The organism is Pseudomonas sp. PSB18, assembly GCF_014596565.1.
Lineage (GTDB): Bacteria > Pseudomonadota > Gammaproteobacteria > Pseudomonadales > Pseudomonadaceae > Aquipseudomonas.
Map to the genome: position 1 here is coordinate 627,928 of NZ_NOIN01000003.1, position 15,767 is coordinate 643,694.

A 15,767-nucleotide genomic window follows, 5' to 3' on the forward strand; every position below is an offset into this window, starting at 1 on the left:
CCAAGCGATCCCTATTGATCCGCAACGGTCCGCCACGTCGCCCTGGTAACGACGTTAAAAACTTTCGCCTCGTTCGCATCCGCTGAGCGGGCCGCGTCAACTGCCATTGGTTGATTTGCGTATCTGGTCAGAACACTCTCAGTCCGTTCTGCCCCTAGAAGCCTTACGGCCCTAGAACTTCTGTAGCCCACAACGACCTCCTACGCTACCGAACATTAATCTCGGAAACGCGCATATGCCTATGCGTGCGGCAAATGCCCGTGCTCGCTATATAGCCAGCCGATATCCGTCTTTTACCCTTTTTAGCAGTAGTGCCGGAGGACGCTGCCCCACGCTTCAGAACCTAGGACTCAAACCTATGGAAATGCACGTTAGCAACTCTGACGACGTCGGCGACGATGACAAAATTCTTCGTTTGCGCGATGTCGAGGCAATCGTCGGCCTAAAACGCTCAACGATCTATCGCAAAATATCGGAGGGCCTTTTCCCGCGCCAACGCCTTTTGTGCGGCTCCAGCGTCGGCTGGCGTAACAGTGAAATCCAGGCTTGGATTCGACAAAGGGAGGCGCTGTAATGCAGCGCCAAACACCTCAACAACCGGGCTGGATGGTAGAACTCACAGCAGCGGTCGATATTCCAGCGGAAAAAATCCAGTGGATTTGGCCAGGCTGGCTGCCAAGGGCAAAGTTATCCATTCTTGCCGGCGCAGGTGGATGCGGCAAAACCACGTTGGCAATCTCGCTGGCAGCCAGGCTTAGTAAAGGAGATGCCTGGCCAGATGGTAGCAAATGTGAGGCCGCAGGCAACGTCGTAATCTGGAGTGGCGAGGATGGTATAGCTGACACGATAATTCCTCGCCTTACGGCTGCAGATGCAGACCTAAACCGCGTGCACATTATCGAAGGGCTCAGGGATCAGAGTGGGAATAGGCGACAATTTGATCCTGCAGCCAACTTTGCCCTTTTGAACGAGGCAGCCGCACGGATTGACGGCGTTTCATTGCTGATTTTCGACCCACTGATCAACCTCATTCGGGGGGACATGCACCGAGCAAACGAAGTTCGACAGGGGCTACAAATGGTAGTGGATTTTGCAGAGCGGCATTGTTGCGCTGTCCTCGGCATATCTCACCTGAGCAAAGGTACGGCCCAGTCCTCCGCAGCTAATCGTGTAATCGGCAGCCAGGCATTCTCCGCGCTCGCTCGCACTGTACTGGTGGCAGAGAAGGATCAGAATTCAGAAGCCAGGGTGCTTGTCCGAGCCAAGTCTAACGTTTCGATTGATAGCGGGGGGATCGAGTATTTCGTTGAGCCCATCGTTATAGACGAGCAGTTGGAGACAACCTGCATCCGATGGGGAGAGGCCATCGAAGGAAGCGCTGAAACTATTTTGGCGGATATCGAGCGAACAGGTGAAGCGAGACCAGCATCAGCGACTCAGGAAGCTTGCAGCTTTCTTGAAGCCACATTGCAAGCAGGCCCTGTCCCGATCACTGCGCTGCAGTCTTTAGCTGAGGCGTCATGCATTTCTTGGGCATCAATTCGTAGGGCGCAGAAAAAGCTAGGTATCCGCTCATGCAAGGTAGGCATGCAAGGCGGATGGGTATGGGAGCTGCCCACCGCCCCCTGAAGGTGCTCACTTCCCCCCCGAAGATGCTCGATACCAATGTCGAGCATCTTCGATTTTATTGAGCGCCTTTGCCTCACGACCTGGGAAATTCTGGACGTAGCCCGAGAGTGCGCAGTCGTAACAACGGGCGACGCGGCTAGCGGGGATGAACGCCGCTTTACCGAATGGACGAAAGCAGTCGTCGTCATTGCGCATGCGGCAAACGAAGTCAGAACTCAAGATAGCGATCGCTGGCGGCGGCCATGCCCTGTTGACGCTCGACGCCATTCACGCAGAGGCAACGACGCTCAAGGCGCAGGATATTCGATAACGCGCGTGACGGCAGCCTGTACGGCTTGTTCCAGTTCTGAACGACGTCACTCAAAACTTTCCTCGCCCTCGCGGTCGCGGCTGCGCTCATGATCGATACGTCGGTCTAGCTCGGGTAGGATGGCATCCACCCATTGCCGGACATCGACATGCGGGCTTTTGCTGAACGTCAACACTTGAGCCTTGCGACTGGCAAGGATGTCGGCAAGCGAGCCGCTCCAGCTCCGAGGATGGAGACGAGTCCAGAAATCGCCGAGAAAGGCACGCTTGTCCGGCGCACAATTGAGCATATCGAGAAACAGCGGCGAGATCCCGTTATCCTCCTCGTCGTCGACCTTTCGCCTGAACATCGAGATGGTACGGCCGAGCAACGTATAGCGCGTCGCCGCATCCTGGTCCGCCCATTGGCGCAAGACCGCTGGATCCATGTCCTCGACCGGTGTGCCGAAGCTGAAGTCAGCGTCGAATAGCCGGCGGTTTCGCGACGTCATCTCAGGTAGAAGGAACATATCGAGCCCCGCAGCGGGGTGGGTCTCAAACAGCGCCTTCAGCACATGGCTCAGATCATGACGGGAAAGATAGCAGACCTCCACCGCGTCGCGGATATGTGCACAAACATCGCGAGCCGTCGCTTCACCGTCGCTCCCCGTACAGCAAACTCGAATGATCGTATTCAGGCCATAGTCGCGCAAAGTGCCCTTCTTGCTAAAATCGGTGCGGAGCAGCAGGTTGCGGCCGAGCCCGATCAACGTCGGATTGCACTGCCGGCCAGCTTCGCGGTCGCGATAGAAGTGCATGTGCAGGATATCGAGCGCGATCTCGACCCCGTCCGGCAGATCCGCAATATCGCGTAGCAGGAGAGCTAATGCCTCCGGCGGCGAATCGCCGACGGTGCCGTTGGCGATGCTCATGAAGTCAAAAGACTGAAGCGCCCCTTTCTCGATCGCGCGTCTCAGCCGCGCAATTCCTGCCTCGTCGATTCCAATTCGCGCCTGAAGATAAGGAAGGGAACGGGCCAGCGCCATGTTCTCAATCGCGGCTTCCAAGCTGGATTCGGCAAAGCCAGTATCACGCTGATGCGCTTCGTAGATGAACCCGCCGAGCACAGTCGCATTACGGCTCTTAGACTCCGCCGCCTCGAAATGACCGACCAGATCGCGCCAGATCTCGGCAAGGTCGCTCGCGCCTTCGGCGAGGCCGCGCCCGCACTCAAACGCGCGCTGAGCATGGGGCTCGACCATCAGCTCGGTCAGGAATTCGGCGCAAGTCTCGGGATCGTGCGCCAATTGCCGGCCGACATCCTGAGCCATTTGGGCGGCCCTGCGCCACGGCTTCATCACATCCCCATCGTCTGGCTCGCCGTCTGCAACGTCCCAGCCGCCACTTGTACGATTGAGCACGACCGCGCGCGCCAGGTGCAGGAGGTCGGACGGCTTGAGCCGTTGGATGATCGCCTCGAGCCGCTTTCGCACTGGCTCGGGCATCGCGTTGCCTTTGAAGCGGAGGGAATTGCGGAACGCCATCCAGCCCTCGATCCATGGCTTCACCTTGACGAATGCGCCCGCTGCGCGGTCCAGGGCGTCATGGCAGGCGCCGAAATGCCACAGGTCGCGCACACTGCCGGCAAGTGTGCTTCGCGCGTCAGTCAGGACTGACGACAGCTCGACGGCGAGATCGATAGCGCCGTCGTACCAATCCCACACGTCCTTATTCAGCCTCGGAGCCCACCCCCAGTCGCGCGACCGTGCTCCGAAATCGAAGCTGCTCGACGAGGTGAAATTGTGCGCGGTCAGAAGTGCGCCAAGCGCGACGGATGCACAGCGGCGCTTGTCTGCATCACCGGAGTTCGCCAGCAGCCGCACGAACGCGCGTCGTTGCTCGGGTGGAGTCTGGGTACCGGATAGATAAAGGCGGAAGAGCTCAGCAAACGCGTCCCGGGCGGAGTTCTGATTATGGTCGGCAGGCTCGGCGGCGAGGAAGCGGGCGAGCAGCGTCGCCGCGGTCTCGAACATATGCTGCTCATAGCCGAGCGTCTTGATGAGGCGAATCCATTGCCACCGGGTCGGCTCGATCGGCGACAGCAATGCAGGCCCGTTGGGACCATCCAGTTCGCATTCGATTTTCACCAACACGGCCTCTGGCGCAACTGGGGCGATGTTGGTCAGGATCTCGAAACCTTCTTCGCCACGCGTCACGAGGTCCCCGAGCGGCCCGTCGCTTCGCAGCCAGCGCGCGACCGCAGCCTGAGCCTCTGGGCTATCATGAAGATAGCCCAGACGGCGGGAGAGCGACTTCTGCATGCGCGGCGTCAGCGAGGCGCTGAACCGTTCGAAGTCCGACGACGGTATCCGTTGGAGCGCGAATGTGGCAAGCGGGTTCGCAATCGCGTGCGGAAGGATCGCCTTCCAGCGGCCACGCACTTGAGCAATGCCACGTCGGCGAAGCTCCGCAAGTGCGGCGTAATGCGTCGCCGCGCTCACCGACCGCAGGCCGCCGATGCGCGCGAGTTCGCCATCGGATGAGGTGTCGTCGCCATCGACCGAATAGAGCAACGACAGCTCTTCCGCCGCATTCAATAAATTCTGATCGGGCTGATTGCGCTGCTGGAAGATTCGCTCGAACAGCTCGCGGCTCTTGAGCTTGCCCAGCGTCTCACCCTTACCAAGCGTTTCGGCCAGCGCGCGTGCCACGCGGAAGTTGCCATCGCTGAAGTCGGCGATGGTTCGCCGGTCGATCTCGGACAAGTCCGGAAAGGATTGCTCGAGCCATCCTGCAACCAGATCGGGAGAGGCGGACTGCAGCCGGAAGACCTGGGTCCGCTCGGGCTCGTCGTCGCGAACATCATATTCGACGGTAATAAGGCTAACGTTGCTGGTGCTTTCCGAACAGATGCGAGTGAGCTCGGTGTGAGTGGCCGGATTGCAATTATCGACTATAAGAATGGCCCGTTGCCCGCGCAGAACGAGCTGTCGTGCCATATCGCGCGCGGTGGGGTCGGTTTCGACCGAATAGTCGGTATAGATTGCGAGGCTCGGATCGAGCGGCTCCTCACAAACCTCGCTTTCGAATAGCGCCTGGACCAAGCGCGTCTTGCCCAAGCCAGACATACCGATCAACCGGATGCATTGTTTAGGTGTGCGAAGCGCGGCGCGGAGGCCCTTGATACCCTCGGCGATTGTTAGTTGCTTGCGTTCACGAGAGCGCTCATCGGTCAGACATGCCTTGTCGTTGAACAAATAGGACGTCTCCTCGGCGACACGCGTTCCAGTCCATCCCCCTACGCTGCTCCAGCCTGAAAGACCTAGGCCGACGCGATTGCGGACCCAAGTGGCGATGCCCGGATATTCGTTGACCCAAGTCGCGATGCGATCGCGGTCGTAGAAATCGGTTTGGAGATTACTGGCTTCGGGGAGATCGTGCAGCACGGCGCGCATCGCCGCACGCCGATTGGCAAGCGGTTTGTCCGCGACCGACCCCTGCGAACTGACGATGATGTATGCACCGGCTTCTGCGGCGAGCTCGCGGATGACCTGCCGCAAATTCCCGTTGCCGCCGCCCTTGGGCTTCGGCCGCATCTCACTTTCGATGGCGCCGGCTGGCATGTCCGGCTTCTTCACCTGAAAACCGGTGCATGAACGCGGCACAAAGTCGGGGCTTGCAATCGGCATGGAACACTGCACGCGCACATCGAGCCCACCATCCGCAGCGTCCTGATTGCCGCCTGCGGTGACCGCCGACAGGGGACAGCCCTGTTTTCGCAGCTCCGCCAGCGCAAGACGGGCGACGAGGGTGCGCAAATCGGCATCGCCCAGATTGGTGATATCGGCACCTGTTACTTCGAGCATTTTCCCCGGCCTTCCTAGGTAGATTCAGTCAATGATCGCGTAGATAGAGCCTGTCGTGATTTACAGGCTCACCGCCAGCCATGCAGTTCAGCTAAAAACTACTTCCCAATGAAATAGAGATTGCCGTTCTTGTTGTAAATCGCGGCAGGCCGGAAGTCCTTAGGCCAATTCCGCCCAGGATAGTATGCATACATCCACTCGGGCAGGTGACGAGCAATACCCGCCAGCGCATCCATGCCGTCCTTATCAGCTCTGCTAGCGTCAGCAAATAGCTCGCCTGAGGGATCGGTCAGGAAAATCGGGCCGTAGGCTTTCTCGACCAAAATGAATGCTGGCGCAGCGCTCGCAGGAGCGTCGAACGGTGTAGGGTTCCCAGCAGCCAAATCTGCAAGCCTATCGTATTTCTTGCCTGATCCATCAGCGTACTTAGCCGGCTCATGGCGCAACTTCGAGATTTTTCCACCGAAGTATTTTTCTCTCGCATCAAGCCAGGCCGACCTGACCAACGCAGATGCCTCCTTTGGGTTAGACGCGAGTTCCTCAGGCACCCACGCAGCAACCTGGTAGTGATAGACAGGGCCAGCGCTGCCACCACCCAGCAAGAACAACCCGACGCCAAGAGAGGCTGCTCCTGCGCTGCTAAAACCAGTTGGAGGTGACACATATCCCAAACCTGCCGTCGCTAGCCCTCCAGAGCCTCCCGAAGACCGTGGCGCGCTTAAGTTATCTACTTCGTTCCCGACCATTTCCCTTGGAATATCGCGCTGACCATCGATGTGCATGGCTTCCAGAACCAGCATGGCATCGGACCATTTCTCGCGAGGAACATTTTTAGGTTCTGGCAACGTGACCCTCGGGGTACTGGAGCAACCAACTAACGCAACCAACAGCAAGGTACCAACGCATCCCTTCACAGAAAAAAGCACCGACATGAAAACTCCCTATTTTTATTCAGTGGTAGTCCGGCACACGTAGTACGCCGGAGACATCCTTCACTTGCCTGCCAGGTCATAGCGCCTAAAATTATCTGGGCAACTTCAGCGGAAAATACCACCACCACTTAAACGACCGCAGATGATTTCGGCGAACCGACGTAGCGGTAAAGCGTTGTTCGAGAAACGCCATACCGTCGGGCAACATCGGTTACCAGTATCTCAGGATCTCTGAGAAGAGCTCGTATCTCACGTACCTGAGGATCATCCAGCGCAGGCTTGCGTCCTCCCTTCCGACCGCGAGCCCGAGCCGCAGCCAGTCCTGCGCGGGTCCGCTCTCGAATCAGATTGCGCTCGAACTCGGCCAAGGCTGCAAACACATGAAAGATCAGCTTGCCGGCAGCGCTGGTGGTTTCGATTCGTTCGGTTATGGACTCGAACGCCACCCCTTCCCGCTCCAAGCTACTGACAATCCCAACCAAGTCAGGCAAAGAACGACCGAGGCGGTCCAGTCGCCAGACAACCAGAGTGTCACCACTACGCAGAGCTTTGAGGCAATGCCCCAGCTCCGGCCTGTCCGCCGACTTGCCGCTCATGGTCTCCTCATAGACTGTTGAGCACCCAGCCAGAGCAAGTGCATCTCGCTGCAGGTCGAGATTCTGATCATCAGTCGACACTCGGGCATATCCAATCTGCTTTCCCATACGTTTTTCTCACACTGATTTCGGTACAGGAAAAGTGGCAGGAAAGCGGTAAATCCCAAGTCCAAAAGATCATCTGGAATAGGTGTGCCATAAACGACCGTTTTTGAACGGAGCCTCCTCCCTACTAAGCCGCGAACGCTGAGCCCCAGCCTGCGCTGGATACGGTCTGCTGGGGTGATTTTTAGAACTCATCTGGGTAGTGTCAGCAAAAAGTTGTCGGCAATTTCAAAAAGACAATCTGTAGGATCTTCACCACGCTCCTTCATGTGGAGCATCTGACATACCTTCTCATCGTTCACGATAAGCATCAGCTTGCCTTGTTCGCGCATCGCCCCCTGCGTCATTGCAACCGCATGTGAGTCAGCACCAACTCTGGTCATAATAATTGCCATACGTCGTAGGCCGCGCTCTAAAAGGTACTTCTCAGTCGTGAGAATCTGCCCCTGTTTTATTTCCCCCGTATAATTCTTAAACTCAAAAAGCACATAACGGCTATCAAGATGATCAATAACAAACTTCCAGAACTCTGTAGTCGGCCTTACACGACATACATAGTCGTAACGATTTAGCCCGTCATCAGTTCGCATTTGGGCATGCCAACCATGAAGATCGTTTGGAAATAGATACTTAAGAATTTTTTCACATACCTTCTCATACTTTGCCCACGAAGTTTTACCCTTCTTGATCTTCTTGAGCTCCTCGCACAATTCAGTACCATGGGTGTCTCGAACTTGGGGAGCTAAGCCTCTGAGAGGTTTGCTATCTCGTATAGGATTATAACGCGCGGGGTGTATTGACTGAGGCTCGCTCGGATTAGACTCTAATAGCGCATCCAGCTTCTCTGCCAAACCGGGGCTCGTCACACACCAATTTCTCAGATCAACTTGGTCTACAAAGGTAATACTAAACTTCTGTTCAAGCGCTCCCCTAAGTTCCACCGGAAGAAAGCATGAAACTATCAACATTCCCTTTTGAGCCTGTGCTGTTAATCCATTATGTGCTAAACGAGCAGCTGCAGCATCTATGAGAGTCGGCTGAGCACGCATAGTTCGATAGTACTTTACCTCTATAGCCCAACGTTCCCCTCCAAAATCCGCCAGCAGATCAAACCCAGGATCTCCTCTGACACTATTAGTTTTAACTTTAAAGTTATTTGCTTCTAAGATATCGCAAACGAGACCTTCGAACGACCTCCATGTTGCTACTGATGACTCCATATTTGCGGCTCCAAAAAATCAATCTGGCAAATGAGAAAAGCGCAAGACTCAAGACTCTACTTCAAAAAATGAATAACATTTGAAATATTGCAGAGCGAAAGTGCACGCTCTTTTTTAGATTTCATTTTCAGGAAAAACAGTTTTATCCACACCGGCACTCCTTAATTTTTCAAGCTCATTATGCATACGTCCATTTGCCGCCAGAAAAACGTCAAGGACTTCAACCAATAACAGATGTTCCAAGGAGCCTGGTTTTGATTGATGTATATGATCTCCCAGCTTGGAGGCCATTGCCACTCGGTCATTCAGGCGATCTCGTTGCTCTCTATATCTACTCATTCCCTGATTCATCCCCTAGAGTTGGACTTTGCATAAGAGTGAATTATGCGGACAAGCAAAGCATAACTTTGAATGTCACTTGACAGCCATCAGCAAATTTTCGCCCTCCTTGCGAACGGACAACCTCCTCAATTTTAGGCGCTGAAAGCGTCCGAAAACGAACCCCAGGATATTTTTTCTCGCTCAACATTCCCTACAGCAGCTCAGCACCTGAGCTGATTGGAGGAGTGACCATGAAGCAGAGCTTCCATCTACATTTTGATCGGGACTTGAGCAAGGCCGGCTCGGCGATCCTTCGGGAGGCAGTCCGGCGCGGCCTCCTCAGTCAACACGAGGCCATGATCCACGACCAGCAGTGGGCCCAATTTAGTATTTACGCCAAGGAGTCGCATGAGGTGGATATCCTGGAGTTCGTCAATAAAAAACTGATACGGCAATACAGCGAAGAACTCTGTATCCAGGTGTACCACGGGAATATCTCGCAGCATGGCGCGGTGAGCCTTCTTGAGACCGTGAGCTCGGTTATGGCCCTCGCGACCAATGGTGACTGGAAAGTCGTGACGCCTGATATTGGCTTTCCTGGCCATGCACGGATTACGGCCCCACACAGCCTTGATCAAGCGAAGTTCGAAGCCGCAGTGGAAGACGTTCAGGCTCGCCTATCAGAGCATCTGGCGGTGGCGTTGATGTTAGTGCGGTACCTCGGCATCTCACTACGTGAAACAGTTTTCTTCGACGCCCAAGCGGCCCTAGAGGCAGCCAAGGGGGATGGATGTATTTCCCTGGAAAGCGGCAAAGAAGGGCCGTATACACAGAGGATAATTAACATCTCGATGCCAAAGCAGATCGCCGTTTTGGAGACGGTATCCGCCGTCCAAGATGTTCATTGCTATCCACAATCAAAGCAAACATGGCGGCTCTGGAAGCAGAACAGCTTACCTGCTGCCAAAGAGATTTTACTTTTTCATGGGCTTAGCTTCTGTGATTGCCGAGCAGCGTTTGCATGTGAGCTTTACAAGCAGTGGTCCGGTCATGAAGCCCCGATTCTTGGAGGCCGCGCTCCCAATGTCGAGGATCTAGAAGCGCGGGATCACGTCGCCTACGAACTCGGGAATTTGCGTATCTGGGAAACTGATGCGTACGTCGGTGCCCGAGCCAACCTGCGGAAGGAAGCCGCCGCAATCAGTCGCTAAGCCATCACACAGCAGATTTGGGATTAGATCTGACGCCCTTAACCTTGGCAGAGCTCGAATCAAAGGAGTCAGGGTATGGATCGTTTTGAATTGCTTGTTTATGCCGTGCTTGCCGTCATCATTGCGCTGAGTATCGCAGGTGTAATTGGCTACATGGTCGCAGCGTATCTGGACAAGAAGCACGGCAACGATTGAGCCTTCAGCGGAACGACCCGATACCTGCAACAAACTGTCCGCTGCCCCTTGGCAGCGGGCGCTAACCAAGATCCATCCGCAAGGCACCCGACCGATGCGATACGTAGCTTTTTCCCAAGCCTATAAGGTCATGTGGTGAGTTTGGAAGGGCCGTTGATTTCCGCACCATAGCGAAAGTGACCGGAGCGCCGAAGCGTTTAGATCAGCGACATGCACGCCCTCCATGTGGCGAGCTAACTTGCCCAGTACACTAAAACTCGTGCGCCGACTCGCAGGCAACATCTCATCTTGGGTTTTCCGAAAGCTACCGGAGAGTGTCTAGCGACCTCATCTACCCGGAGCACCACCATGGAATTTCGTCACCTCGGTAACGGGCAGTACTTCCCACCCATTGCACCAAACGGTCGGGTTTACGCTGTACCTTTTGGGCAGGAAACCCAGGTAGAAATTTTCTGCCTGACCCCTGTAGGCATCATGGGCGCGGGCATCCAATTGCACTGGTCAGAAATCGTTGGCTGTTACTACGACGACGAATCCTGGGAGATCATCCCGTGCAACTACTTAGGACGAGGAATGCGCTTCCGCAGAGGCCTATATTGCATCATGGTGATCGCAGGCAACGAGGCACTCACGACACACATCCAGGGCTACCCCATTCCCATATGCGTAATGAACCGTATTGCATTCGAACAGCAGCAAGGCAGTGAGGGGTAGCGCGTTACCGTCACCACCCGCTACGCGACACGGGTGCAGGCTAGGTCGACACCTACCAAAGATTATTTTATGAAAGTGAAGCCCTTCACTACTAATACAGATCACAGCTAGCCGGCTGACTTGGTCGTAAGCGTCACTGCTAATAGCAAATACGGCCTCTGCCCCCCGCCTGCACGGGCCTGCAGGCTGACAGCGAGTAGATTTAACGCCCAACACTGCTTATAGCCCGTACCCGTCGCCTTCCCTGACGAAGCGCAACAGCATGTCTCACCGGAGTTCACTGCTGATACGCGAAAGCCCCGCCAGACCATGCTGCACGGGGCTTTCGGGCATTGAAGTAGTTTCAGATCCGTTTCGGAACTGCTTATAGTGCACTCAGCCTCTACGCCTCCGAGCAGAGGTCGCCATGATGGAGTGCTTGATATCTAAACAGCTTTTTCTCATAGGCGACCAACGTCCGACGCAGCTGTCGGTTCTCACTGGCGATGCTGCGAATCCCAGCAAGACGCTCCTCAACCTGTAAAACGAGGCCACGGTAAGGGGATTTAACAAACTCAAACGAGGACCCCGGGTATTTGTGTTTGCCGTTACCTTTGGGAATAGTCAGGGGCGCGAACTTGTTTTTTTGCCCTTGCAGTGGAACCAGTTTGCACCAGTAGATCGAGTACGCATTCGGGCTCACCTGCTTGATTGACACAGCAGCCACAACAGATTTGACCCCCGTCTTTTTGTATATCTTCATGGACTCATCCATATAGCTTGCGGCCAGGCATCTCGCCCCCTCAAGCAACTGCTCGTACTGCTGATCCAGCAGGGTGACTATCGTTTGTGCTTCTTTGCTCATGACCAAGGCTCCGACTGCTTATAGAGCCCAAATAGTGGCATCTCACCCAGTATCAAAAATTCGCTTTCAGGCAGTTTTCCCGTCAGAAATTTATGGAGGCGGAGTTGGTAATGTAACGCTGCCGCTCTGCCGCACATTAGATGGGCGGCAGATGACGACATTGCAGGCGTAGAAGAAAATTAAGTGCAAAGGATGCACAACAGACGACGGTAGTCGCCCTGGCTCGCAATTGACCGGAATCAACGAATGCCAAAGTGATGATCGGTAGGCAATTGCGAAAAGCTGATCCTACTGATCGACGGCTTCTGCCCCTAGTCGGAACTTTGCCGCTCGCGCGTCGAATATTGCGCTGCTGTACGCAAACATTCCCAACCACAAGCAGAATGGCAGTTGCGCAGGACAAATACGGTTATGACCCACCTTGCCCAGCCGGCAAACGCAAAGTCGTAGGCGGCGCACGGGTACCAAGGTAATCGCCCCTGTTTCCCGAACTACGTTGCTCTGCAGAACGCCCCTTCCCCAGGAGCATCACACAGGATTTACGGCTTTTTATCGCAAACACTCAGGTATGCACAGCGACTGCAGCTCTTACCTCTGCTGTGGGTGCGATCACCGGCAACAAAGCGCTTGGCCATTTTGTATACCGTCGTCCGCTCAATGCCGCGAGAGGCTCCATCACTGATGCTTTTATCGGTGATCAACGAGTAGATGGTGGCACGCCTGATCCCAGGATCATTCAGGTGCACCATCATAGGCCTGAGTTGCTTCATCGTGCCTGATTGACCTTCGTGCGCTCTGATCCAATGCAGCTCGTTGCCCACCGACAGCATCCAGGGCAGCTCGATTTGCAACCCGCCCACCTCGGCAACAAGGCCCTCGATCAAGTTCCCCTCAATTCCGCGAACCACCGCAAGACCGCGTTTTGCTGCAGTGACAGCATCGTCGTAGAGCTGTGGGTCGTCGGTTTTCGACGGTAGCAGCCGGGCTTTCCACGCCGCTTGAAATGCCGGCTGCGGGACGGCCCCGTGCTTTACGAACTCGAACAGCATATCAGTGACGGCCCATCGCGCTCGTATCGAAACATCGATCTCCTGTTCAGCAGTCAGCGTTAGCTCGTACCGGTAGTGGTATTGCAGCGGGCAGTTGATGTAGGTCTGAAAAGCCTCGTAGCTGATAGCACCCAATGCGAGGCCAGGAGCGGCTGACAAGGGGGCCGGAGGTATGGTCCGCTCGCGGATCCCGTGCAACACCCTGAGCTTTTTACCGGCTGCGTTGAGCGGCCCCGGCCTAGTGGTGTCGGCCAGTTGATAGAGGTACAGATGATCACGCGCGCGTGACAGCGCCACGTAGAGCAGGTTGTTTCGCTCTACTCTTTCTTCGAAGGCGAAATCCTCATCCGTGCTGTTAAGCACCTCAGGAGGAATCAGCTCCAACGGGCGCATGTCATAGAAGAACGGTCGGTTGCGCCCATAGGCCGTGTCATCGATGTTGGTGACATGCACCGCGCGGTACTCAAGCCCTTTGCTGGAATGCACGGTCATAACATTGACGGCATCCAGCGCTCTGGCCTCAGGCGGCATACCTCTATCCGCCAGTTTCTCGCCGATACGCCTGCGTAGCTCCTCCTGCAGCAAAAACTTGGTTAGCCGTGACTGACTTCCATCACCGTCACCGTTGCGTACTGCGTAGGCGAATAACCACAGTGCAAGCCTAGCGGTATGCGCCTCGATGGAAACATCGGTGTGATTGGGAAGCCCGTAACAACGATCCAACATGACGGTGGACACGAACACCCAAGGTTTCGTGTTGCGCGTGAAGCCTTGAAGCAGCATGCCAAGGTTTACTTTGGCGATCTGGCCATGCGGGGATAAGCCTGGGACATCCTTCCAGATCCAGCGCCCGCGCTGAAGTTCAGTACCACTTCCTTTCACCGTTAGGCGCATGAGGAGCTCAATGTCTACATGCGACATTGGGAATCTGGGATCTTGCATCAGGCCGACCAGTGACCTGGGTTGCCGCATGCAGAGCAGCTCCATTAAGCAAAATAGGCTCTTGATCTCTGGCCGTTGGCAAACATCTCCGATATGAAGGACAGGTACGCCACGCTTCGCAAGTTCCGCCACCGCGTGCTCGACGTTTGTGGCGCTGCGGCTTATCACTAGTTGGTCTCGGTAAGGTATGCCCTGGGCAGCCAGCGCCTGGATGCAAGCCTCAAGCGTAGCAGCCTGGGCGACATTGGAGTCGCATTGATACAGCCTCGGGACCTCCTCGATCGAAGGCCTATAGGCTTTCACGTCCTCCAGCGGCATGAGGTCGCGCAACGCATGATAGGTGCCGGCGCTACTGAACAGGCCGAGGATCTCCGGCGTGCTTCGCCTGTTCAAATCCAGCGCGTAACGCTTGTAGGTCGGAAAGGGATGTCTTTGACTTTCAAAGGTACCGTCGAAGTCGATCAGGCTCTTGATGGACGAACCCCGCCAGTGATGGATGGCCTGCCGAACATCGCCCACCACCCACACTGACGCTGCATTCAAGGCCAACTGCCTGATCAGGTCTACCATGACCTCGGTCACGTCTTGGTATTCGTCAATCAGCACATGCTCGAACTGGTCGAGGTATTGGGCTACCGTGGCACGTGCGCGCCGCGCCTGGATAGAGGGATAAGCGACCAGATCTACGTAATCAACCCAACGTTTTTCGCGCATCGCCTCTTCATACGCCTCGAAAAGCGTGGCGATGTCCTCGCGCTCATCTTGGATGTCCTGATCGCAGTCGGGCAAAGCACCTAGGCGAGCGCGGTAGTCTTCGACTGTCAGGCACTCTTCCTTCAAGCGCTTGATGTGCTCGATCACATCAGGGATCCAGTCGTAGGGATTCCGCAACCGGAGGTAGTACTTCAGCCTGACCTTGGCCAGGCGAGAAACCATGAGCCTGACCTGCATGAGCTTGTCGGCTACGCTCACGTTGGCGGTGAGGTTGAACAGGTGGTGATGCTTGCGCAGGAACTCCAGACCGAACGCATGGAAGGTACCTGCCCAGATATTAGTCGCGTTTTTGATACCCGATGCAGCCAGGCGCTCGATCAGCTCGGTAGCCGCCTTATTGGTGAATGTTAGCACCAGGATTTTGTTGGCCGGTACGCCCTGCTCAAGTAGGTACTTGATACGGTGCACCAGGGTAGTAGTTTTCCCGGTACCGGGTCCGGCAACCACATTCACGAACGTCTCTTTAGCATGTGCCGCTGCGCGCTGCGCGTCAGTCATCTCCGGCAAGGGGGACGGCAGCACGGTGGGCAGAATGGGCAAAAGGAGACCATCGAACAGTTGCTGACGAACGATCTCTAGCGGCACTGTCAGGTTGTGGGAAATCTGACTGGCACCAAAGTGTGCGAGAAACTGCTGCTTCGCGACGACGCGCGGCAACAGCAGTTCGCGTGCGAACACGTTCGCCTGGAGCTCAGTGCGTTCGTTTAACCCGTACGCGTCGATCTTAACCGTCGCTTCGCTGCCTTCCGACGCTGTCATGGCTGCGAGATCAGCGTAGGTAGTCTCCGGCAGGTCAGCGTCTAAAAACCAATGACCAAGCTCATGTGCGACGAGATAGGCTTTTTCAGCATCACTAACATCCTTTCGGAGGTATATGGTCTCATCGTTGCGCTTTAGCACACCATCGGTGCCACCAAGGATCGAATGGGTAGGTGGCACAAATTCGATCCCCACGCCGAGAATTTCTTCGGCATTGGCGAGAAGCGTCTTGGAAGAAACTGGCGCCTGAGAGCCGGCTAACCCCACCAGTGACTCTCGGACATCCATGGCTTTCCGTCGAGCCCTGTCGAAGGGGTTCATG

General features: G+C 55.7%; 12 protein-coding genes. 4 read left to right on the forward strand and 8 right to left on the reverse strand.

Annotated elements, in window-relative coordinates; translation table 11 throughout:
- Positions 1-358: 358 nt before the first annotated feature.
- Positions 359-574: a helix-turn-helix transcriptional regulator gene (locus CGA22_RS10615; RefSeq protein ID WP_065897600.1), complete on the forward strand. Its 216-nt coding sequence runs from the start codon at positions 359-361 to the stop codon at positions 572-574.
- The gene (locus CGA22_RS10620; RefSeq protein ID WP_188258569.1) at positions 574-1,629 is read left to right on the forward strand and encodes an AAA family ATPase; all 1,056 of its coding nucleotides are present in this window, start codon (positions 574-576) and stop codon (positions 1,627-1,629) included. Before CGA22_RS10615 ends, CGA22_RS10620 begins: the two co-directional genes overlap by 1 nt.
- A 208-nt stretch (positions 1,630-1,837) precedes the next feature.
- On the opposite strand, the gene CGA22_RS10625 is transcribed toward CGA22_RS10620, so the two are convergent.
- The 6 genes from CGA22_RS10625 to CGA22_RS10650 form a co-directional block, all read right to left on the reverse strand.
- Positions 1,838-1,993 carry a hypothetical protein gene (locus CGA22_RS10625; protein WP_188258570.1) on the reverse strand — a complete coding sequence of 52 codons (156 nt, stop codon included), beginning with the start codon at positions 1,991-1,993 and terminating at the stop codon, positions 1,838-1,840.
- Positions 1,986-5,783, reverse strand: coding sequence for a hypothetical protein (locus CGA22_RS10630; protein WP_188258571.1), 3,798 nt, complete (start codon positions 5,781-5,783; stop codon positions 1,986-1,988). The genes CGA22_RS10625 and CGA22_RS10630 overlap by 8 nt, the downstream gene beginning before the upstream one ends.
- A 98-nt stretch (positions 5,784-5,881) precedes the next feature.
- A complete protein-coding gene (locus tag CGA22_RS10635; RefSeq protein WP_188258572.1) occupies positions 5,882-6,715 on the reverse strand; it encodes a hypothetical protein in 834 nt (277 codons plus the stop codon).
- A gap of 128 nt (positions 6,716-6,843) precedes the next feature.
- Positions 6,844-7,419, reverse strand: coding sequence for a recombinase family protein (locus CGA22_RS10640; RefSeq protein WP_055127890.1), 576 nt, complete (start codon positions 7,417-7,419; stop codon positions 6,844-6,846).
- A 188-nt stretch (positions 7,420-7,607) separates the two neighbouring features.
- Positions 7,608-8,636, reverse strand: a complete 1,029-nt coding sequence (locus tag CGA22_RS10645) for a restriction endonuclease (protein WP_188258573.1) — start codon at positions 8,634-8,636, stop codon at positions 7,608-7,610.
- 114 nt (positions 8,637-8,750) lie between these two features.
- Positions 8,751-8,927 carry a hypothetical protein gene (locus CGA22_RS10650; RefSeq protein ID WP_164484837.1) on the reverse strand — a complete coding sequence of 59 codons (177 nt, stop codon included), beginning with the start codon at positions 8,925-8,927 and terminating at the stop codon, positions 8,751-8,753.
- Between the two features lie 281 nt (positions 8,928-9,208).
- On the opposite strand from CGA22_RS10650, the gene CGA22_RS10655 reads away from it, so the two are divergent.
- Both CGA22_RS10655 and CGA22_RS10660 read left to right on the forward strand, forming a co-directional pair.
- Positions 9,209-10,168, forward strand: a complete 960-nt coding sequence (locus CGA22_RS10655) for an integrase (protein ID WP_188258574.1) — start codon at positions 9,209-9,211, stop codon at positions 10,166-10,168.
- A gap of 543 nt (positions 10,169-10,711) precedes the next feature.
- A complete protein-coding gene (locus CGA22_RS10660) occupies positions 10,712-11,077 on the forward strand; it encodes a hypothetical protein (protein WP_124356315.1) in 366 nt (121 codons plus the stop codon).
- Positions 11,078-11,459: 382 nt separating this feature from the next.
- Here CGA22_RS10660 and mobI read toward each other — a convergent pair whose 3' ends face one another.
- Positions 11,460-11,921 (reverse strand): conjugative transfer protein MobI(A/C), encoded by a 462-nt coding sequence (mobI, locus tag CGA22_RS10665; RefSeq protein ID WP_188258575.1) that lies wholly within the window; start codon positions 11,919-11,921, stop codon positions 11,460-11,462.
- A gap of 539 nt (positions 11,922-12,460) precedes the next feature.
- Entirely contained in the window at positions 12,461-15,766 is a 3,306-nt protein-coding gene (locus CGA22_RS27240; protein WP_188258576.1) for a UvrD-helicase domain-containing protein, read from the reverse strand.
- Position 15,767: the final 1 nt, after the last annotated feature.